Source organism: Pseudomonas sputi (assembly GCF_021603585.1).
Lineage (GTDB): Bacteria > Pseudomonadota > Gammaproteobacteria > Pseudomonadales > Pseudomonadaceae > Aquipseudomonas > Aquipseudomonas sputi.
In genome coordinates this window covers 114,822-134,651 of the sequence record NZ_BQHI01000011.1, presented here as the reverse complement: position 1 = coordinate 134,651, position 19,830 = coordinate 114,822, and the positions used below count along the sequence as shown (strand labels likewise).

The 19,830-nt window shown below is 61.8% G+C and carries 16 protein-coding genes and 2 pseudogenes; 6 read left to right on the top strand and 12 right to left on the bottom strand.

Annotated elements, in window-relative coordinates; genetic code table 11:
* Positions 1-2: 2 nt before the first annotated feature.
* Positions 3-905, bottom strand: a complete 903-nt coding sequence (locus L6D81_RS17165; protein WP_236181175.1) for a LysR family transcriptional regulator — start codon at positions 903-905, stop codon at positions 3-5.
* Between the two features lie 102 nt (positions 906-1,007).
* Here L6D81_RS17165 and L6D81_RS17160 point away from each other — a divergent pair, with 102 nt between their 5' ends.
* The 4 genes from L6D81_RS17160 to L6D81_RS17145 all read left to right on the top strand — a co-directional run bounded on the left by L6D81_RS17160 (position 1,008) and on the right by L6D81_RS17145 (position 4,455).
* Positions 1,008-1,340: a DMT family transporter gene (locus L6D81_RS17160; protein ID WP_085585270.1), complete on the top strand. Its 333-nt coding sequence runs from the start codon at positions 1,008-1,010 to the stop codon at positions 1,338-1,340.
* A gap of 130 nt (positions 1,341-1,470) precedes the next feature.
* Positions 1,471-2,646: an NAD(P)/FAD-dependent oxidoreductase gene (locus tag L6D81_RS17155; protein WP_236181174.1), complete on the top strand. Its 1,176-nt coding sequence runs from the start codon at positions 1,471-1,473 to the stop codon at positions 2,644-2,646.
* Positions 2,643-3,455 carry an aldo/keto reductase gene (locus L6D81_RS17150; protein WP_236181173.1) on the top strand — a complete coding sequence of 271 codons (813 nt, stop codon included), beginning with the start codon at positions 2,643-2,645 and terminating at the stop codon, positions 3,453-3,455. The genes L6D81_RS17155 and L6D81_RS17150 overlap by 4 nt, the downstream gene beginning before the upstream one ends.
* Before the next feature lie 31 nt (positions 3,456-3,486).
* Positions 3,487-4,455, top strand: coding sequence for a metal ABC transporter ATPase (locus L6D81_RS17145; protein ID WP_236181172.1), 969 nt, complete (start codon positions 3,487-3,489; stop codon positions 4,453-4,455).
* A 66-nt stretch (positions 4,456-4,521) separates the two neighbouring features.
* Here the strand turns inward: L6D81_RS17145 and hldE are convergent, their stop codons facing one another.
* The 4 genes and pseudogenes from hldE to msbA all read right to left on the bottom strand — a co-directional run bounded on the left by hldE (position 4,522) and on the right by msbA (position 8,670).
* Positions 4,522-5,946 carry a bifunctional D-glycero-beta-D-manno-heptose-7-phosphate kinase/D-glycero-beta-D-manno-heptose 1-phosphate adenylyltransferase HldE gene (gene hldE / locus L6D81_RS17140; protein WP_007952241.1) on the bottom strand — a complete coding sequence of 475 codons (1,425 nt, stop codon included), beginning with the start codon at positions 5,944-5,946 and terminating at the stop codon, positions 4,522-4,524.
* Positions 5,947-6,048: 102 nt separating this feature from the next.
* Positions 6,049-6,572: pseudogene (locus L6D81_RS17135) on the bottom strand (adenylyl-sulfate kinase).
* A pseudogene (locus tag L6D81_RS17130) lies at positions 6,565-6,669 on the bottom strand (sulfotransferase family 2 domain-containing protein); the annotation flags it as partial. The pseudogenes L6D81_RS17135 and L6D81_RS17130, both read right to left, overlap by 8 nt.
* A gap of 198 nt (positions 6,670-6,867) precedes the next feature.
* Complete coding sequence (gene msbA, locus L6D81_RS17125) at positions 6,868-8,670, bottom strand: lipid A export permease/ATP-binding protein MsbA (RefSeq protein WP_236181171.1); 1,803 nt, start codon at positions 8,668-8,670, stop codon at positions 6,868-6,870.
* A gap of 154 nt (positions 8,671-8,824) precedes the next feature.
* On the opposite strand from msbA, the gene L6D81_RS17120 reads away from it, so the two are divergent.
* Both L6D81_RS17120 and L6D81_RS17115 read left to right on the top strand, forming a co-directional pair.
* Positions 8,825-10,687: a bifunctional O-antigen ligase/aminoglycoside phosphotransferase family protein gene (locus L6D81_RS17120; RefSeq protein WP_236181170.1), complete on the top strand. Its 1,863-nt coding sequence runs from the start codon at positions 8,825-8,827 to the stop codon at positions 10,685-10,687.
* Positions 10,687-11,904, top strand: a complete 1,218-nt coding sequence (locus L6D81_RS17115; RefSeq protein WP_236181169.1) for an acyltransferase family protein — start codon at positions 10,687-10,689, stop codon at positions 11,902-11,904. The genes L6D81_RS17120 and L6D81_RS17115 overlap by 1 nt, the downstream gene beginning before the upstream one ends.
* 18 nt (positions 11,905-11,922) lie before the next feature.
* Here the strand turns inward: L6D81_RS17115 and L6D81_RS17110 are convergent, their stop codons facing one another.
* The 7 genes from L6D81_RS17110 to L6D81_RS17080 all read right to left on the bottom strand — a co-directional run bounded on the left by L6D81_RS17110 (position 11,923) and on the right by L6D81_RS17080 (position 19,684).
* Positions 11,923-12,807: a glycosyltransferase gene (locus tag L6D81_RS17110; protein WP_236181168.1), complete on the bottom strand. Its 885-nt coding sequence runs from the start codon at positions 12,805-12,807 to the stop codon at positions 11,923-11,925.
* Positions 12,804-13,958: a glycosyltransferase family 4 protein gene (locus tag L6D81_RS17105; protein ID WP_236181167.1), complete on the bottom strand. Its 1,155-nt coding sequence runs from the start codon at positions 13,956-13,958 to the stop codon at positions 12,804-12,806. Before L6D81_RS17105 ends, L6D81_RS17110 begins: the two co-directional genes overlap by 4 nt.
* Positions 13,955-15,400 carry a PIG-L deacetylase family protein gene (locus tag L6D81_RS17100; RefSeq protein ID WP_236181166.1) on the bottom strand — a complete coding sequence of 482 codons (1,446 nt, stop codon included), beginning with the start codon at positions 15,398-15,400 and terminating at the stop codon, positions 13,955-13,957. Before L6D81_RS17100 ends, L6D81_RS17105 begins: the two co-directional genes overlap by 4 nt.
* 8 nt (positions 15,401-15,408) lie before the next feature.
* Positions 15,409-16,305: an antimicrobial resistance protein Mig-14 gene (locus L6D81_RS17095; protein WP_236181165.1), complete on the bottom strand. Its 897-nt coding sequence runs from the start codon at positions 16,303-16,305 to the stop codon at positions 15,409-15,411.
* Positions 16,305-17,435, bottom strand: a complete 1,131-nt coding sequence (locus L6D81_RS17090; RefSeq protein WP_236181164.1) for a glycosyltransferase — start codon at positions 17,433-17,435, stop codon at positions 16,305-16,307. Before L6D81_RS17090 ends, L6D81_RS17095 begins: the two co-directional genes overlap by 1 nt.
* Entirely contained in the window at positions 17,419-19,176 is a 1,758-nt protein-coding gene (locus L6D81_RS17085) for a carbamoyltransferase family protein (RefSeq protein WP_007952261.1), read from the bottom strand. The genes L6D81_RS17090 and L6D81_RS17085 overlap by 17 nt, the downstream gene beginning before the upstream one ends.
* 172 nt (positions 19,177-19,348) lie before the next feature.
* Entirely contained in the window at positions 19,349-19,684 is a 336-nt protein-coding gene (locus L6D81_RS17080; RefSeq protein ID WP_236181163.1) for a YceK/YidQ family lipoprotein, read from the bottom strand.
* Positions 19,685-19,830: the final 146 nt, after the last annotated feature.

Below are 19,830 nucleotides of genomic sequence, written 5' to 3'. Positions count from 1 at the left end.
GTTTATCGGCTTTTGCCGCCGATCGCCCGCAGGTGTATGGCAAATCGCTCCGCCAGCCAGCGGGCGGCCGGCCCCAAGGGTTCGTCGCGGCGCCAGACCAGTTCCACCACCAGCGCCGGCGGCGTCCATTCGCTGTCCAGTTCCACCATCAGGTCCTGATACGCCGAGTACTGCACCACGTGGCGCGGCAGCCAGGCCCAGCCGAGGTCACGCACCAGCCATTCGGCCATCACGTAGAAACTGTCAGCGCGCCATACCTGCGGGCTCGCCGGTTCGTTGCCGGGATAAATGCTGGTCTGGGTCGACATCAACAACTGCCGATGCTGCGCCAGTTGCTGGCAGGTGACGTAAGCCTGCGCTGCCAAGGGATGGTTGACGCCGCAGACCGTGACCATTTCCACACTGCCCAACACCCGGCGCTCCAGCGCTTCAGGGATTTCATCGTGATAGAACAACAGCCCGAGATCGGCCCGGCGTTCCACCAGTTTGCGCGAGACTTCGCCCTGGGCGGCGCTGGTCAGCTGGACTTCCAGACTGGGAAACTGCTCGGCCAGCGCGGCAAAACTTTCCACCAGCGCCTGATAGGGCATCGCCTCGTCCTGCGCCACCCGCAGCTGCGCTTCCTGCCCACGCATCATCGCCACGGCCCGGCCATTCAGGCGCTCGCATTGACGCAGCACTTCCCGCGCCTCTTCCAACAGCGCCTCCCCGGCCTCGGTGAGAACCGGCTGGCGACCGCTGCTACGCTCGAACAGACTGACACCGAGGTCGTCTTCGAGCATGGCAATCGCGCTGCTGATCGCCGACTGCGCCTTGCGTTGCTGACGCGCCACGGCAGAAAACGAGCGCTGCTCGGCAACGCCGACAAACACCCGCAATTGCTCCAGATTCCACTGCATGCTCATCAGGCCGACCCATCTTGTAAACAGATAGGTAATGACTTTACCGCATCTGGGGAGTCTCTAGAATGCCGACCCAAGAGCAACGTTTCACATGAGGATCAAACCATGACCGCCTACGCCTACCTGGCCATTGCCATCTGCGCCGAAGTGATCGCCACTGTCTCGATGAAAGCCGTCAAAGGCTTCAGCACGCCGTTGCCGCTGCTGCTGGTCATCGTCGGTTATGGCATCGCGTTCTGGATGCTGACCCTCGTGGTACGCAGCGTGCCGGTGGGCGTGGCCTACGCGGTATGGGCCGGCATGGGCATCGTGATGGTCAGTGTCGCCGCGCTGTTCATCTATGGGCAGAAGCTGGATATCCCGGCGATGCTCGGGATGGCGCTGATCGTGCTCGGCGTGGTGGTGATTCAGCTGTTCTCGAAAACCGCCGGCCATTGATCCTGACTTGAGCCCTTGCAAGCACTCGCGCCTGTAAGGGCTCACGCCTTCCCTCTGTTGATCATCGACAAATCCCCCCTTTCCCCGAGTCTGTATACTGCGCCCTCGTCTTGAACACTGAGGTCGTTGCATGCCATCTCCAATTTCCACCGACGTGCTGATTGTCGGCGCGGGTGTCGCCGGTCTCTGGCTGAACGCGCGCCTGCGTCGCCAGGGTTTCTCGACCGTGCTGGTGGAAAGCGCCAGCCTCGGCGGCGGCCAGAGTGTGAAGTCCCAGGGCATCATCCACGGTGGCGCCAAGTACGCGCTGCACGGTGCGCTGACCGGTGCCTCGGAAGCCATCGCCGACATGCCGCGCCGCTGGCGTGAAGCCCTGGCCGGCAACGGCGAGCTGGACCTGAGCGGCGTGCGCCTGCTGTCCGAGGCCCATTACCTGTGGTCACCCGGCACCCTGGCCGGCAACCTCACCAGTTTCTTTGCCAGCAAAGCGGTGCGTGGCCGGGTCGATCAGGTCAAGGGCGATCAACTGCCGCCGGCCCTGCAGGACAAACGCTTCAAGGGCAAGGTCTACCGTCTCGCCGAACTGGTGATTGATGTACCGAGCCTGATTCAGCGCCTGGCCGATTTGTCGGGCGACGGCCTGCTCGCTGGTCAGACCCTCGAGCCGTTGCTCGAAAGCGGCGTGCTGGTTGGCCTGAAAGTCGACGGCCGCGAGATCCGCGCCCAGCGCATTGTCCTCAGTGCCGGTGCCGGCACGGCCGACCTGCTCGGCACGCTGGGCCTGAGCCAACCGGCCATGCAACGCCGGCCGCTGCACATGATCATTGCCAAGGGCCCGGGCCTGAAGCCGCTGTACGCACATTGCCTCGGCGGCGGTACCAAGCCGCGCATTACCGTGACCACCCACCCGGCAGCCGACGGTCAGTGGGTCTGGTATCTGGGCGGCGACATTGCCGAATCCGAAGGCGTGGCGCGCGAGCCGGCGCAACAGATCGCCACCGCCCAGAAAGAACTCGGTCAGCTATTGCCATGGATCGACCTGAGCACCGTGCAATGGGCGACCCTGCGCGTCGATCGCGCCGAACCGTTGCAAACCGGCCTGACCCGTCCGGACAATGCCTTCCTCGCCGAAGAAGGTCGCCTGCTGGTGGGTTGGCCAACCAAACTGGCCCTGGCGCCGGACTTCGCTGACCGGGTAATCGCCTCCCTGGAACGCGACGGTATTCAGCCGAGCCACCCTGCTCCGCTGCCAGAATTGCCAAAACCACCGATGGGCGTTCCCGCCTGGGAGCAACTGCTGCCATGAGCCTGCCGACCCTGCACGATTTGCATCGCCCGCTGGGCAGCACCGGACTGCTGGTTTCGCCGCTCGGCCTGGGCACCGTCAAACTCGGCCGCGACCAGGGCGTGAAATACCCCAACGGCTTTCAGATCCCCGACGACGAAGCCGCACGCATGTTGCTCAAGCAGGCGCGCGAGCTGGGTATCAACCTGATCGACACCGCCCCGGCCTATGGCCGCAGCGAAGAACGCCTCGGCCCGCTGCTGCGCGGCCAGCGTCAGGACTGGGTGATCGTCAGCAAGGTCGGCGAAGAATTTGTCGACGGCCAGTCGACCCACGACTTCAGCGCCGCTCACACGCGGATGTCGGTTGAGCGCAGCCTGCAACGGCTGGAAACGGATTTTATCGACCTGGTGCTGGTGCATTCCGACGGCAACGACCTGGCGATTCTCAATGACAGCGAGGTCTACGCAACCCTCGCGGCGCTGAAGGCCGAGGGCAAGATTCGCGGCTTCGGCTTCTCCGGCAAAACCGTCGACGGTGGCCTCAAGGCACTGGAGCAAGGCGACTGCGCGATGGTCACCTACAATCTGAACGAACAAAACGAGAAGGCGGTCATTGACTATGCTGCTGCCCACGGCAAAGCCATTCTGGTAAAGAAGGCCCTGGCCAGCGGTCATGTGTGCCTGAGCCCCGGGATGGACCCGGTGCGCGCCAGCTTCGAGTTGCTGTTCGCCCAGCCCGGCGTGGCCAGTGCCATCGTCGGGACCATCAATCCGCTGCACCTCGCCCATAACGTTGCGACCGTTGCCCAGGTCCTTCGTGATCACTGACGCCGCCTCGCGGCCTTAAGCAGGAGCCGACATGCCGCGTACGCTCATCAGAAAGAACCCCAGCAACTTCAAGACGCTGCCGTTGTTCGTCGAAGCCACGCCGGAAGGCCTGACCTACCAGAGCGTCGGCATGCCGCTGAATTTCGCCCAGACTCTGCAGCGGCGCAAACCGGTCAGCGTGGCCGATGCCGAGCGTTTTGCGCTGGAGCTGGCCAACCTCGGCGTCTCGGTGCGCCTGACCCTGCACTGGCAGAATCGCGATTACTGGGTGCTGGTGCGCCAACGTCGGCAGGATCGCGGCGATGTCGTGCTCAAGCTGATTTCCGGTTACGTACCGGCGCATGAGCTGAATATTCCGCTGCACACCGCGATCCAGGAGATCGCCGAAGAATGCCTGCTGGAAACCCCGGAAGGCTGGCTCGGCGGGCGCTTCAACGACACCTGGCTGCCGGCGCCGTACGCATCGGCGCTGCATTATCGCGAGGCCCTGCCCTTTCGCCTGACGCCGCTGTCCGGCTCGGCGCGGCCGGTGCGCTGCGCCAATCTGCAATTGCTCGAACGGCCGAGGGCCTACGTGCACTTGCCGACGGCGTCCCTGCAGTTGATCTACGACTTGCGGCTGGACGTGCCCAAGGAAGCCAAGAACCTCAGCCTGTTCCATGTCGATGAACGGCTGGAAGGCGACCAACTGGTGGCCCGGCTCGACCGCAAACGCCCCGACCTGTACTTGATGCCGTTGCAGGACGGCGAACCGCTGCCTGAGCTGTATACGCTGAAGAAGGGTCAGCTGTATCCGGCGGGCACTCGCGGTCTGTATCTGGCGGAGAGTTTCGCCAAACAGGACGGCTGGCTGGTGCGCGATGAGCGGATTCGCTGGAAAGACTGGCTGCGCCAGCAGGGTTTGACACCGCCGCCCAAGGACACGGGGCTGGCGCGGTTGCGCGGCAAGGCGAAGCAACTGCTGAAGAAGATCGTGCCGCGCAAGAAAGTGAATTCCTGAACGGCAAAAGACCGCGCCTGCGAGTGACTCCGGAGAGTCATCGCAGACGCGGTCTTTATGTTTGCATCACTCCGACTTGCGGATTTTTTCCACAATCGCCGTGGTCGAGCTGTTTTCCACCAGCCCCAGCACCTTGACGGTGCCGCCGTAGGCTTTGACGATGTCAGCGCCGACAACCTGGTCGATACCGTAATCGCCGCCCTTCACCAGCACGTCCGGCTTGACCTCGCGCAGCAGGTTTTCCGGGGTGCCCTCGGCGAAGCTGATGACCCAGTCCACCGCACCGAGACCGGCGAGAACCGCCATGCGCCGGTCAACGCTGTTGATCGGCCGGCCCGGCCCTTTCAGGCGGCTGACCGACGCATCGTCGTTGATTGCGACGATCAGACGATCGCCTTGCGCTCGCGCCTGCTCAAGATAGGTCACGTGGCCGGCGTGCAGGATGTCGAAGCAGCCGTTGGTGAACACGATCTTCTCGTTGTGCGCACGGGCATCGGCCACGGCCAGCAGCAGTTGCTCCAGACCCAGCACGCCACGCTCGGAACCTTCTTCACGCTGAATGGCGCGACGCAGTTCCGGAGCGCTGATCGCCGCTGTACCCAACTTGCCGACCACGATGCCCGCCGCCAGGTTGGCCAGCGCCACCGCGTGGGGCAGTTCTTCGCCGGCAGCAATCGCCGCGGCCAGAGTAGAAATCACCGTGTCGCCGGCACCGGTCACGTCGAACACTTCACGGGCCCGCGCCGGCAAATGCAGCGCCGGATGATCCGGACGCAGCAGGGTCATGCCGTGTTCGCCACGGGTCACCAGCAAGGCGCCGAGATCCAGGTCGTGCATCAGTGTCGCGCCCTTGGTCACCAGTTCGTGCTCATCGGCGCAACCGCCGACGATGGCTTCGAATTCGCTGAGGTTCGGGGTAATCAGGCTCGCGCCTCGGTAAATCGAGAAATCCTTGCCCTTGGGATCGGCCAGCACCGGAATGCCTTTGGCACGCGCGGCCTGGATCAGCGCCTGATGGTTTTTCAGCGCGCCTTTGCCGTAGTCGGACAACACCAGCACCTTGATGCCTTCGAGCAGGTCGTCGACCTGGGCGCCGAGGGCCAGTGCGTCGGTGGCGAACGGTTCTTCGAAATCGATACGCAGCAATTGCTGGTGCCGGCTCATGACCCGCAGCTTGACGATGGTCGGCTGGTGCGCGATGCGCTGGAACAAGGCTCGCACGCCCGCCCCCTTGAGGCTGTTGCTCAGGCTGTCGGCGGCTTCGTCGTCACCGGTCACACCGACCAGCGACGCCGGCGCACCCAGCGCGGCAATGTTCAAGGCAACGTTGGCGGCACCGCCCGGGCGGTCTTCGATTTGCTCGACTTTAACGACAGGAACCGGCGCCTCAGGGGAAATCCGTGAGGTACCACCATGCCAGTAACGGTCGAGCATGACATCGCCGACCACCAAGACAGGGGCTTGATCGAATCGCGGCATGGACAACTTCATGGAGCAACCCACATACAAAATGAACAGGGGCGCGATATTAACACAGGGTTGGCGAAGGCTTGTGCGGCGGCTGCAACAGGATGAAGCGACAGGCTTTCATGCTCATTTTTTGAGCAGAAAAGTGGCCAGCCGATGACAGGCATCGTCCAGCTCGACCGCATCGGTATCGATCCGGCACTCGGCGGCCAGCGGCGCCTCATACGGACTGTCGATCCCTGTAAAGTCCTTGATCCGACCTTCTCGCGCCGCCCGATACAGCCCACGGGCCGCGTCCCGCTCGACTCGAAACGGCGCGATGGCCGCGACGATCACGATCAGCCCGGCCTCCACCATCAACTTCGACACTTCGGCGGTGCGCCGGATATTTTCCCGGCGGCAGGCCTCGGCCATGCCCAGATCCCGGCAAAGTCCGCTGCGCAGATTGTCGCCATCGTATGCAGACCAAATTGATGCAGATGCAGCTCCAGCGCATTGGCCAGTGTCGACTTGCCGGCACCGGACAACCCGGTCAGCCACAGGCAGCGCGGTTGCTGCGACTTCAGCGCAGCCCGGGACCGAGCCGGGAGTGTCAGTAAATAGGGACGAATGGCCGGAGTTGGCAGGGAACCCGATAATGCTTCATTCATAGCCGAGCATCTCGTAGTCGCGTGCATAGACCCGGCGCACCAGACGTCGGGTGCGTTGCGTACAGAAATCCCGTGCCGGCAACGGCCGCCGCTGCTTGGGCAGCAATTTCCAGAGATAACGTTGCAGCATGCCTGCACCCGCGCGAAGAAGATGGCCCCTTCGATTTGAAGTCAGAGTTCGTTCAGGAACCTTAACAAGCGCGATGCCGGGTTTTATGCCGATTTGGTCAAGAAGGGTAAAGGTCTGGATACAAATCGCCGGGCGCATGGCGCGCCCGGCGTTATCGAGGCGGGATCAGGCGATGTCTTCGGCCGGGGCATCGAGACCCATGGCATTGAGACGCGCGTAGTAGCCGTTCTGTGCCAACAGGTCGTCGTGGGTGCCACGCTCGACGATCCGGCCCTGATCCATGACCAGAATCAGGTCGGCTTTCTCGATGGTCGACAGACGGTGGGCAATCACCAGTGTGGTGCGGCCTTTCATCACCTGATCCAGCGCGGCCTGAATATGCCGCTCGGACTCGGTGTCGAGGGCCGAGGTGGCTTCGTCGAGAATCAGCAACGGCGCATTCTTGAGCAGGGCGCGGGCAATTGCCAGACGCTGGCGCTGGCCGCCGGACAGCAGCACGCCGTTCTCGCCGACCTGGGTGTCCAGGCCTTCGGGCAACTGCGCAATGAAGTCCATCGCGTAGGCATCACGCGCAGCTTTCTCGATGTCTTCACGCGGCGCCCCGGCCAGATCGCCATAGGCGATGTTGTTGGCCACGGTGTCGCTGAACAGCGTCACGTGCTGGGTGACCTGGGCGATATGGCGGCGCAAGTTCAGCAGCTTGTACTGCTCGACCTCGACGCCGTCGATCAGGATCTCGCCCTTGTCGTGGTGATAGAAGCGCGGAATCAGATTGGCCAGGGTCGACTTGCCGCTGCCCGAACGCCCCACCAGCGCCACCATCTGCCCCGGTTCGACCGAGAAGCTGATGTCATCGAGCACCTGACGCTCGGTGCCTGGGTAGGTGAAGCTCAGGTTGCGTACATCGAGGCGCCCGCTGACCGAGTCGCGCTCGACCGTGCCGGTATCGACTTCCGGCTCGACGTCCAGTTGCTCGAAAATGCTTTCGGCACCAGCCACGCCTTTCTGGATGGTCGAACTGACTTCGGACAACTGACGGATCGGCTTGGGCAGCAGACCCGCGAGCGTGATGTAGGCGACCATGTCACCGGCAGACGCGTCGCCGCGAAGGTACAGCACAAGGAACATCAGGATCGCCATGGCGCTGTAGATCACCAACTGCAGCAGAGGCGTGTAGATGGCCCCGGTACGGGTCATGCGCAACTGTTTGTCGGTATTGCCCTGGCTGGCATCGAAGAAGCGCTTCTCTTCATAGGCTTCACCGCCGAAGCTGCGTACCACTCGGTAACCCTGGATGGTCTCCGACGCCACGTGGGTCACGTCGCCCATGGCCAGCTGGATCTTCTTGCTCTGCTTGCGGAATTTCTTGCTCGCGGTCCGCACCATCACGGCGATGAGCGGCAGAATCGCAATCATCACCAGCGTCAGCTTCCAGTTCATGAACAGCAGGGAGGCGAACAGGAAGATCACCGTCATGCCTTCACGGATTACGACCTTGATCGCATCTGTTGCCGCCCCCGTGACCATTGTCACGTTGAAGGTGATACGCGAAATCAGGTGACCGGAGTTATGCTTGTCGAAGTAACGGTTGGGCAGGACCAGCAGGTTGTTGAACAGTTGCACCCGCAGGTCATGCACCAGGCCCAGGGAAACCTTGGCCAGGAAATAGTTGCCCAGATAGGAGCCCAGTCCCTGCCACGCAGCGATCAGGATGATCAGCAGCGGAACGGCCTGCAACAGTTGCAGATCGCGCAGGTAAGGCACGGTCGGAAACAGCACGGCCTCTGGATTGGACAGACCGTCGACAAAGTACTTGAGGATGTAGCCCAACATCGGCTGGGTCGAGGCAAAAATCAGAAAACCGACGATGCTGATCAGGAACAGACTGATGTACGGCCGGACATAGCCGAGCAGGCGGAAGTAGATTTTCAAGCTCGAAGGGCTTGCGGCGGGACTGGAGTCGGTCATATCACGCGAAAGTCGATAAAAAGGACGCTGACTTTAGCACAGCTTCTTCAGGGTTCTGGCAATCGGCCAAAGGCTGTTATTGTTAGGCGTCTTTTTCAGCATCAAATAGCCATCATCGAAATGGCCGATCAACTTCAGGATTGAATCTCTCAGCATGCAACTTCGCGGCTTCAGCAGTACGTCCAATCGAATTTTCGATTTCATCAGCCTGTGGATACTTCCCATCGGCTACTTCCTGCTCTTGTGCGCGCTGTTTTTCCTGCCGGGTCGCAGTCTTCATCACAAGCTGTTTTATGGCCTGTTCAGCATTCCGACGCTGATTGCACTGTGCCTGCGCCCGCGAGAACTCAAGGAAATGCTGCGTGAGCCGGTGTTCATTGCGCTGCTGCTGTTCGCCGCCTGGGCACTGCTGAGCCTTTGCTGGGGTCCGCAGGACGAACCGATAGGCGGCATGTTCAAGCCTCCGCTGCATACCCTGATGCTGTTCGCCGGTTGTTTCCTGCTGGTTCGCTACCGCAGCGACATCCTTTCGCCGTTACTGTTCGCCGCGGCGCTGGTGGCCCTGGTCGCAACGATCAGTTTCCTGATTCCATTCGTGCTCCACTCTGAACCCGGCGCGCGCCTGATTGGCGGCGGCGCGTTCGACAACCCGTTGCTCAGCTCCCATCTGTTCGGATTTTTCTGTGCCTACTGGCTCAGCCTGAGCATGACCTGCAAGAATCGCCGACTGTACTGGCTGAGCATCCCCGCGATGCTGATCATGTTCATGGCCGTGATCGGAACGGGCTCGCGCACCCCGCTGGTGGCGCTGACCATGGCGGCATTGTGGCTGAGCCTGATTTGCTGGAACCGTCGCTCGCTGGTGCTGCTGGGGACATTGGCGGTCGGTGGCGCAACCGTGTCGGTGTTGTTCTCGAAGATGATCATCGAACGCGGTGACTCCTACCGTTTCGAAATCTGGCAGCAAGCCCTGGAAAAAATTGCCGAACACCCATGGATCGGCCACGGCTACAACGCCGCATTGGCGATTGACCCGGGTGTCGGTTACAACTTCCAGGAACCGCACAGCTTTGCGCTGGGCGTGCTTTATTACGTCGGCATCCTCGGCATGCTGCCCTGGCTGTTTTTTCAGGCCTGGGGATTGCTGAGCAGTTGGCGGCTACGGGTTCAGCCACTGCTGATCATTGCCTCGACCTGGCTGGTGTTCGGCATCGGTGCCGGGCTGACCGAGGGCGGCGGGATCATTTCGCGCCCCAAGGAGCACTGGTTCCTGCTGTGGATTCCGCTGGCACTGATTGCGGCCCTGAGCATCAATCAGCGGGCCCGGCGTCTCCTGACAATACCGGTACAGAAACTCTCGGCATCCGCTCTGCAACTGCTGAGCAGCGACGCTCAGGTCATCGAGGAAGACGGGTTGGGGCCCAAAGTCCTGCGCCTGTCCGATGGCAGCTTTCTCAAGCTGTTCCGTCGCCGCCGCTGGTACACCTCGGGCAGTTTCAATCCGTATTCCGAGCGGTTTGCCGTCAACAGCGAGCAATTGCGCCGGATGGGCATTCCCACGCCGCAGGTGCTGAACCTGTATCGCCTGGACGACGGCAGCAGCGCCGTGCATTACACCCCGCTGCCGGGCCATACCCTGCGCCAGGTCTTGCAGGGCATCACCGCGCCGGCCGTGCGACAGGCGCTGGTGGAACGTTTCGGCAAATTCATGGCCGGCCTGCATGAACAGGGCGTGTATTTCCGCTCGCTGCATCTGGGCAATGTGCTGGTGCTGGAGGATGGCGAGTTCGGGTTGATCGATCTGGCCGACCTGCGGATCTACCCTTCGCCCCTCAGCCTGTCACTGCGCCAGCGTAATCTGCGCCACATGCAACGCTACACCGTCGACAAACGCTGGCTGTTCGAGGATCACCTCGAAGCGCTGCTCCAGGGGTACGCCGTAACGGCGTCGAAATCCGCCGTAGACAATCTGCACAGGCAAGTGCTGGCCGGTAACACGCCGGCTCGGGTTCATTGATGATTCAGACCAGTCCGTTCATTGCGCTGGCCGCCTATCTGCTGGCCATCGTCACCGCCGCGTTGCTGCTGCGAGCCGTGCCGAAAATCGCACGCCATCTGCAGCATTCGGGTGAAAGCCGCTATGCCAGTATCGATGGCCTTCGCGGCTATCTGGCATTCGGTGTATTCGTGCATCACTCGATCATCACCTGGATCTTTCTGCGCACGGGCGTATTCGAATTTCCGCCGAGCAATTTCTACTCGATGCTGGGCCAGGGCAGCGTGGCCCTGTTCTTCATGATTACCGGTTTCCTGTTCTGGAGTCGCCTGCTGGCCCAGGGCCGTCAGCATGACTGGCTGGCCTTTGGTATTTCGCGGGTGTTCCGGTTGTATCCGCTGTATCTGCCATTGATGCTGGCGGTGTTCGTCACCGTGTTCTACCTGCAGGACTGGCAACTGAAGGAGCCGCTGTCACAACTGCTCAAACAGGGCCTGTTGTGGCTGACGTTCGATCGCCCCGACGTCAACCAGTATCCGCAGACCGGCATGCTGATCTCCAACGTCACCTGGACGCTGGCCTATGAAGTGTTTTTCTATCTGGCGCTGCCACTGGCAGCCCTGATATTCGTTTATCGCGGCAACTGGCTGCAGGTGGTGCTGTGCCTGATCGGGATCTATGCGCTGTACCAGTTGGTCGGTTGGGAGCATTCGCTCAAGAAGCATTTCCTGGCCAGTTTTCTCGGCGGAATTGCCGCCGCTTATTGGGTCCGGCGCCCGCAGCTGGTGGCCTGGAGCCGCACGACGCTGGCCAGCGTGATCGCCCTGGCGGCTCTGGCACTGGCCTTCACGGTGTTCAACCGGGCGTTCAAGACCGCGCCGCTGTTTCTGCTGTCGCTGTTTTTCGTGATCGTGGCTTCGGGCAACACCCTGTTCGGCGCCTTGAAGCCGCGCAGCATCCGCTGGCTGGGGGAAATCAGCTACAGCACTTACCTGCTCCATGGTTTCGTGCTCTGGCTGATGGTCCAGCGCCTGCCGCTGATACTGCACCTCGATGCGCGGGAGGCCTGGGTTTACCTGCCGTTGATGGCGGCCTGCACGTGCCTGTTGATTCTGGTCAGCAGCGCGACGTTCCTTTACATCGAACAGCCAGGCATGAACGCGGGCAGGAAACTGGTGCAATGGATTCGCCAGCGGCAAAAAGGCAGCAAGCAACTGGCGGAAAAAGTCGCTCGCTGAATGCGAGCGACAACGACCTCAGTCTTTTTCCAGCGGCGAAAACAGTAACCGGCCCAGCCCGCGCCAGGTCTTCTTGTTCCAGACCTTGAAAGGAATCTGCGCCAGCAGCTCCCGCGCCAGCTTGCGGTCACGGTTGGCGGTTTTCAGGAACATCGAATTGAGCGACTTGTAGCGCACTTCGTCGTACAGCGGATGATCGCTGAACAGCGCGTAGGTCCGCAGGATGTTTTCGATCATGAATCGGTGGTTCTTGTAGGAGTTAGTGGCGTGCTTGCGGTAGCGCGCCATCACCACGTTCAGGCCGTCAATGAAGTAACCGGCGCGGGTGATTTTCAACTCGATGTACAGATCCTCAAGCCGAATCGTCGGATCGAAGCCACCCACCTTGTCCAGCGCCTCGCGACGGATCATCAGGGTCGGTGCCGGCGGATACGGCTTGCGCTCCAGAAACATGTCATCGAAATCCAGACGCCGGAACGGCACGTCCCGGCGCTGACGTTTTTCCGGGTAGAGGTTGCCGTCGGCGTCCATCAGCTCGATGTTGCCGGCGCAAATGCCCACTTCCGGCTTGCCATCCATATAAGCGACCTGTGTCGCGATACGGTCCGGGTACATGATGTCGTCGGAACCGAACGGTACGATCAGGCTGCCTTTGGCCCGCGCGATCGCGCCGTTGAGCGTATTGGTCAGGCCCTGGTTCTGCTGCACCCGGAAGTCGAAGCCGTGCTGTTCCTGCAAGGCCTGGATACGCTTGACGCTGTCGTCCTTCGAACCGTCGTCGACCACCAGCAGCTCGATGTTCTTGTAGGTCTGGTTCAGGACGCTGAGGATGCTTTCCTCGATGTACGGCCCGTGGTTGTAGGACGCGATGATGACGGTGACGAGGGGCTGCTCGGCGCTCATGGCTGTTCCTTGCGGGCCTGCTCAAGGCCGGAGTCGATCAGGTTCAGGTATTCCTGGCGGAAGACTTCGATGTCGTGCTGTTCCTGCAAATAGCGGTAAGCCTGCTCACCCTTGGCCTTGAGCTCGTCATCCGACAGCGCGAGGTAGGTGTCCAGTGCCGCAACCAGGCTCGGTACGTCCTTGGGCGTGATCGACAAGCCACCGGCACCTTCGATCAGCGGCAGCATGGCCGGCACGTTCGAGGCAATCACCGGCAGGTGCCCGCTCATGCCTTCCAGCAAGGCCAGACCCAGGCCTTCGGCCAGCGACGGCATGGTCCAGATATCGAACGCACGCACGTATTGCAGGGCGTTTTCCTTGAAGCCCAGCAGATGCGCCCGGCCGCTCAGGCCCAACTGTTCAATCTCGGCGGCCAACGGCGCCTGCAGGCGTCCGGCACCAATGATGGCCAGCTGGGTGTTCGGGTATTTGTCTTTGAGTTGGGCGAAAGCCTGCAACAGATAAGTGTGGCCCTTGACCGACACCAGCCGCCCCAGCGCCCCGATCAGGCGCACCTTCGAATCGATGCCCAGCAACTCGCGCGCACGTTCGCGGCTGTGCTGCAAACCCTCGGCCTGTTCGATGTCGATGGCGTTGGTGATTGCGTACGTGTTCTGGTCAGTGAAACCGCATTCGCAGTCCAGCAAATACTGTTTGACCGCCGGCGACACGCCGACAAAACGCCAGTGCCGGTCGATCAGGCGCTGAGTCTGACGACGACGGTAGAAGCGGTCGTACTCGCCGAAGCCGTGGGAAATGCCGATGCACAATGGCACTTTCAACCAGCGGTTGAGCGTCAGCATCATGTTCACCGGTTTGAAACGGTTGCAGATCACCACGTCGAACTTTTCCCGGCGGCAGAACTTGTACAGCTGCCACATCGCCCGCAGACGCATGCCTTTGAGGGACTTGTCGGAAAACTCGAAATACACCGAGCGGTCGGCCCGGCTGACGGCTTCGCCCGGCCCGGGCTTGCCGCGCAGGAAGGCGGCGGTCACTTCGTAACGATCGGTTGGCAGTGCCTTGACGATCTGTTCGGCGAGGTCGGCGAAATCATGGGATTTGACGTTGTAGTCGGGCTGCAGCTGCAGCACCTTTGCGCGTTGACTCATACCTCTCCCTGGGGCGATCCCGTCGCCCCTGTTTCGCTCTGCTTCAGTACCCAGAACAACTCCTGGCGCCTGACCGCTTTGCGGAAAAATTCGTTCTCGCCGTAGACCGACGGACGCCGACCGGCCAGCAGTCGCTGAAACAACCGGCGCAGGCGACGCTTGAACGGCGCGGGAGGTTGCAGGTCATGCATCATGCCCAGCGCCATGGCCTTGTCCCGTTGCAGTTCGATCGACAGCGGCAGGCACAGCGGTTGCATTGCGAGGGTCGCCTCGAACGTCGGCGGCAAGGCGATGCCCTCCCCGCTGTCGCCCATCGGCCAGCGGTCGTTGTCGTGCAAGTGGTTGGCGTAACCGAGCAGGGTCGGTTGCCAGTCAAGGCCACGCAAGGCTTCCAGCACGGCTTCCTGGGCGCAGATGTGATCGGGATGCGGATCGAGCGTCGGGTGCGGCAGCACGATCACATCCGGGCGCGCACGCAACAGCACGTCACGCAGGTCGGCCAGCAGATTGTTCCAGGTCGGCGCGCCATCGGCATCGCCGGGCAAGGCAAACGGATTGAGCTGACGGAACATCCGCGTGTCGTTCAGATCGGCTTCCCGCGAGCCCACCGGTTGATTCGGCGCAGCCTGCATCGCCGCCAGTTGCAGGCAGAAATACCCGAGCTGCACGCAGTGTTCCTGCGGCACGCCAGCCCAGCGCGGTACGGCCAGACTGTCCCAGGCGCGCAGACGCCCCTTGAGCCGCGCCGCCTCGACCTTGTTCAGGCCCATCTGTCGATAGTGTTCGGCTTCGATCTCGCCGGCGGTCAGGGTCACGATCCAGGCTTCCTTGGCCTGACTGTACAGACCGTAGGCGGCCAGTTCGGCATCGTCGGCGTGCGGGGCGATGACCATCACCCGCTGCTGGCGGTAGTCCGGCTGCTCCAGCGCCCACAGCACCGGCTCGCCAGACACCCGGCAAAAGCGCCCGCGCAGGCGCAACTGGCCTTGCGACAGGGCCTGCGCCTGACCGCTGAGATTCAGATAGCGCAGGCCGTTGACGCCGCGCTCGAACGTCTGCGCATCGGGATGGGTGCCACCGGTCAACTCGACTCGCGGATCGAAGAAGCGTCCCAGCCAGCTGCTTTTAACCTTCACAGCGAGGATCAGCGTAGCGTCGTCCACCAGCATCACGCCCTCGTCGAGACGCAACTGTTCGCCGTTCAAATGCACCTTGGGCTGCGGGGTGAACGGCGGAAAGCTGTATTGGTAATCGTCTTTCGGCGAATAGAACAGGTGATCGGCAAACCACGCCTCATGGGCCATCCAGCCGAGCACCGCCAGCACCAGCGGCAGCCACCAGGCCACCAGCACGCCAAGGGCGATCAACACGATCAGTGCGATCAGCAGGCCGATTCGTTTGTTGCGCCGGTGACGCTTGAGCAGTTGCTGTTTGCGGCTCATGGGCTGACTCATACGGTGAAGACCGGCACAGGATTGCACCAGCGATCCTTGTATTCACGGTCGGCGCGACCGAAGGAAAAGCGCAGCGGCTTGTTCAGCGCTCGCGCCTGTTCCCAGGCACTTTGCGTGTTGAGGAAACTCAGGACGCTGCCGGGGCTGAATTCACGGGTTTCAGGATCGACACCGCCGTTGATGTACTCGACGCTGATCCACTCCGGTGCTTCGACGCGGTACACCAGTTGAATGGCGATCGGCGCGTCGTTGAGGAAGATCACCGAACCGATCAACAGCTCGCGCAGCAGCTCGATGACTTCCGCCATCCGCGCCGCGCCAGTGGCCGGGAAACCCCAGCGGCGCTGGAACAGGTCGCAATAAATGGCTGCCAGTTCAGCACTCGAGAACTCACTGACCGGCCGCACCACGCCGCCCGCCTCTTCCAGCAGGCGCAGTTCACGGCGCTGGTTGTAGCGAAACTTCTTCGACAGTTCTTCGGGCGTACGGGCCATGGCCAGTTGCTCGGTCTGCAACTTGAGGCCGCTGAAGCGGTTTTCGTTGAGTGCCGACAGGTAGCGACCACGATGGCGCAGCGGCGCCTGGGCATCGGCGGCGGCCGGCAGGATCAGTTCGGCGTTGCCGAGGTCGAACAGGCCTTTCTTGCCGTTGCGCTTGAGCACGTCCTTGGACAAGGCCAGGTCGCGGCCCCAGGTCGGGATCGCGGCTTTGACTTCGCCCTGCTGCTCCCAGGCCAGATAGCGCACCGGAATGCCCGCCAGACCCGCCAGACGCTCGACCACCATGGGATGAGTCGCGACGCTGCCGCCGAAACGTTGCCAGGCCTGTGCATAAGTTGAGGCGTCAACGGGCGACCAGCCACGTTCGCGCCAGCCCTGAAATCGGTTGAGCATCAGCCCCTCGGTGCCAGATCGGTAACTTGCGGCAAATGCCAGAAGGTGTCGCGTACGGCGCGGTCGGAAAAGCGCTCGCGCAGGCGGTCGAACATCATCTCGGCGCATTGACGACGCTGCTGCTCGTCCATGCCGGCCAGATGTTTCAGCCCCTGGGCCAGATGTTCGGCATCGCCCAGCGGAAACAGAATCCCGACGCCTTCGACCACTTCCTTCGCCCCGCCGCACGCCGTGGCCAGCAACGGCACGCCGGCGGCCATGGCCTCCAGCAGCACCATGCCGAACGGTTCGTGGTCGGAGCTCAGGGCAAACACATCGAACGCCCGGAAGTAATTGCGCGCGTCCGGTACCTGACCGAGGAACAGCACACGATCACCGACGCCCAGTTCACGGGCCAACGCCTTGAGTTCATCCTCAAGACGGCCCTTGCCGAGAATCACCAACTGGCTGTTGGCCGGCAGACCGGGCAACGCCGCAGCAAAACCGTGCAGCAGCGTGGCCTGATCCTTGTCCGGGTGCAGACGTCCGACGTTGCCGACAATGAATGCATCCGCCGACAGACCGAGGGTCTCGCGGGCTTCACGGGCGGACACCTGACTCATCTGCAACGTCGGGACATCGATGCGGTTGTAGAGGGTCTGGATGCGCGCCGCCGGCCATTTCGGCAGGCAGCGGCGCATGTCGTCGCGCACTGCATCGGACACGCCGAGCAGGCTCAGACGCTTGCGGAAAATGTGCGCAAACAGTTTGCGCGAACCGCGCTGGTAATCGCCAAACGCGTGATGCACGCCAATCACCGGCAGCGAAGTGCCGAGCAAGGCGATGTAGATCGGCTTGAAGCGATGGGCGATGCAGAAACTGAAATTGCGGGAAGCGGCGATCTTGCGCAGATCGCCGATGGCGCCCAGCTTCAGGCCACGAATGGCCTTGGAGCTGTATTCCATGAACAACACTTCATCGGAGGCGCAGGCCGCGGCCACCTCGCTATCGGCCGGCCCGGTCAGAAAGACCGTGGTGACCCGATAACCGGTGCCCGCGAACAGGCTGGCGTACTGCCGCGCGCAGTCCAGGAACGGCCCGTCATAGCCGTGACAGAACTGCAGCACATGGCGTTCAGCCGAGCGTGTCATAAGCGTTAGCGCCTTCTTTGACCACCAGGATGTCTTCCATGATCAGGTACTGCAGATCCGAGCCGAAGAACATGTTCAGGGCGTCGGTCGGCGAGCAGATCATCGGTTCACCACGACGGTTGAGCGAGGTGTTCAGGGATACGCCGTTGCCGGTCAGCACTTCCAGCGCCTTCATCATGTCGTAGTAGCGCGGGTTGTACTCACGCTTGAGCACCTGGGCCCGGGACGTGCCGTCTTCGTGGACGACTTCCGGTACGCGGGTCTTCCACTCTTCAGCCACTTCGAAGGTGAAGGTCATGAACGGCGCCGGGTGATCGATCTTGATCATCTGTGGTGCCACGGTGTCGAGCATCGACGGGCAGAAAGGCCTCCAGCGCTCGCGGAACTTGATCTGGTGATTGATGCGGTCAGCCACGCCAGCCACGCTCGGGCAACCGATGATCGAACGACCGCCCAGTGCGCGCGGACCGAACTCCATGCGGCCCTGGAACCAGGCCACCGGATTGCCATCGACCATGATTTTGGCGATCTGCTCCGGCATGTTGTCGAGCTTGCGCCAGGTCGGTTTGTTCTCGTGACGGGCGCACGCGGCGATCACGTCTTCGTTGCTGTACGACGGGCCGAGGTAGACGTGTTCCATCTTCTCGACCGGCACGCCACGGGCGTTGGACACATAAGCTGCTGCGCCGACTGCGGTGCCGGCATCGCCGGAGGCAGGCTGCACGAACAGCTCCTTGACGTCGTCACGGGCGATGATTTTCTGGTTGAGCTTGACGTTCAGCGCACAGCCACCGGCGTAGGCCAGCTTGCCGGTTTCCTTGAGCACGTCGCCCAGGTAGTAGTCGATCATCTGCAGCGCGATTTTTTCGAACAGCGCCTGAATGCTGGCGGCGTAGTGGATGTACGGCTCGTCGGCGATGTCGCCTTCGCGCTTCGGACCCAACCACTCGATCAGCTTCGGCGAGAAGTAGTAACCCTTGCCCTTCTCTTTATAACGACGCAGGCCGATCACGTTGGCGTAATCGGTATTGATCACCAGCTCGCCGTTCTCGAACGAGGCCAGGCGCGAGAAATCGTATTTGCTGGCGTCGCCGTACGGCGCCATGCCCATGACCTTGAACTCGCCATCGAGCATGTCGAAACCGAGGAACTCGGTGATCGCGCCATACAGGCCGCCGAGGGAGTCCGGATCGAAGAATTCCTTGATCTTGTGGATCTTGCCGTTCTCGCCATAACCGAAGAAGGTCGTGGCGTACTCGCCCTTGCCGTCGATGCCGAGGATCGCGGTTTTCTCTTTGAAACCCGAGCAGTGGTAGGCGCTGGAAGCGTGGGCCAGGTGGTGTTCAACCGGCTCGATCTTGATTTTCTTCGGATCGAAGCCCAGTTGCTCCAGGCACCAGACGATTTTGTTGCGATAGCGCTTGTAGCGACGGTTGCCCATCAGGATGGCGTCGAGTGCACGGTCCGGGGCGTACCAGTAACGCTTGGCGTACTGCCAGCGAGCCTTGCCGAAAATGCTGATCGGGGCGAACGGAATCGCCACCACGTCAACGTCGGACGGCTTGATGCCGGCCTGCTCCAGACAGAACTTCGCCGATTCGTAGGGCATGCGGTTCTTTGCATGTTTATCGCGTACGAAGCGCTCTTCCTCAGCCGCCGCGACCAGCTTGCCGTCGATGTACAAGGCTGCTGAAGGATCATGGCTAAGGGCGCCGGACAGGCCAAGAATCGTCAATGCCACAGGGGTCTAGCCTCTTTAGTCTGCATTCAGGCGCGATGCGCCTTGAAAAATGATGTGCCCTCGCACCGGGCGAGAGACAGCTAAAGGGCGGGATTATAGCGTAAACGTGGCGGGAATGACCCTGTGCGAATTGCCCCATGTCGTTCAACCCACAGAACCCTTGTCCATGGGCCTATCCACGGCCTGGTCGCCAATAAATACTGATATTCCCGTCCACCGCCTGGCGATAGATCGTATACGGCAAAAACGCCGTGTCGAAGACGCCGGACAGGGTCAGGTCGAGCAGGACGACCGGCACCAGAATGCCGGTAGGGTCGGGCGGCGCGTGCAGCAGGCAGAAATCATGGGCAAGCCCGCTGTAGAGGCGCGGAATCGACTGACAGTAGGTTTTCTGTTTGCGCAGGCCGCGCGTGGCAGCCGCGTCGTCCTGCAACACCGTGACAGCGGTGCCGCAGCCGGACAACGCCAGGAAACATGCACCAAGGGTAATAGCGTTTTTGATGGTCAAGATTTGCCCTCCGGGATCGTCGGGGCAAACTAGCATCGGGGTTTTGCAAAGGGCAGTTCATGGGTTCCGGAAAGGCCGTAGGACAAGTCACAAGGATTTGTCGCTACAACCCTCACCCGGATTCAACTGCAGAAATGCCCTACACG

Excerpts from the sequence above, each read along its gene's own strand:
- L6D81_RS17145 (WP_236181172.1), top strand. The coding sequence starts at position 3,487 with ATGCCGCGTACGCTCATCAGAAAGAACCCCAGCAACTTCAAGACGCTG.
- L6D81_RS17095 (WP_236181165.1), bottom strand. The coding sequence starts at position 16,305 with ATGCTCAACCGATTTCAGGGCTGGCGCGAACGTGGCTGGTCGCCCGTT.
- L6D81_RS17150 (WP_236181173.1), top strand. The coding sequence starts at position 2,643 with ATGAGCCTGCCGACCCTGCACGATTTGCATCGCCCGCTGGGCAGCACC.
- L6D81_RS17120 (WP_236181170.1), top strand. The coding sequence starts at position 8,825 with ATGCAACTTCGCGGCTTCAGCAGTACGTCCAATCGAATTTTCGATTTC.
- L6D81_RS17160 (WP_085585270.1), top strand. The coding sequence starts at position 1,008 with ATGACCGCCTACGCCTACCTGGCCATTGCCATCTGCGCCGAAGTGATC.
- hldE (WP_007952241.1), bottom strand. The coding sequence starts at position 5,946 with ATGAAGTTGTCCATGCCGCGATTCGATCAAGCCCCTGTCTTGGTGGTC.
- L6D81_RS17100 (WP_236181166.1), bottom strand. The coding sequence starts at position 15,400 with ATGAGCCGCAAACAGCAACTGCTCAAGCGTCACCGGCGCAACAAACGA.
- L6D81_RS17165 (WP_236181175.1), bottom strand. The coding sequence starts at position 905 with ATGAGCATGCAGTGGAATCTGGAGCAATTGCGGGTGTTTGTCGGCGTT.
- msbA (WP_236181171.1), bottom strand. The coding sequence starts at position 8,670 with ATGACCGACTCCAGTCCCGCCGCAAGCCCTTCGAGCTTGAAAATCTAC.
- L6D81_RS17155 (WP_236181174.1), top strand. The coding sequence starts at position 1,471 with ATGCCATCTCCAATTTCCACCGACGTGCTGATTGTCGGCGCGGGTGTC.
- L6D81_RS17115 (WP_236181169.1), top strand. The coding sequence starts at position 10,687 with ATGATTCAGACCAGTCCGTTCATTGCGCTGGCCGCCTATCTGCTGGCC.
- L6D81_RS17105 (WP_236181167.1), bottom strand. The coding sequence starts at position 13,958 with ATGAGTCAACGCGCAAAGGTGCTGCAGCTGCAGCCCGACTACAACGTC.
- L6D81_RS17090 (WP_236181164.1), bottom strand. The coding sequence starts at position 17,435 with ATGACACGCTCGGCTGAACGCCATGTGCTGCAGTTCTGTCACGGCTAT.
- L6D81_RS17110 (WP_236181168.1), bottom strand. The coding sequence starts at position 12,807 with ATGAGCGCCGAGCAGCCCCTCGTCACCGTCATCATCGCGTCCTACAAC.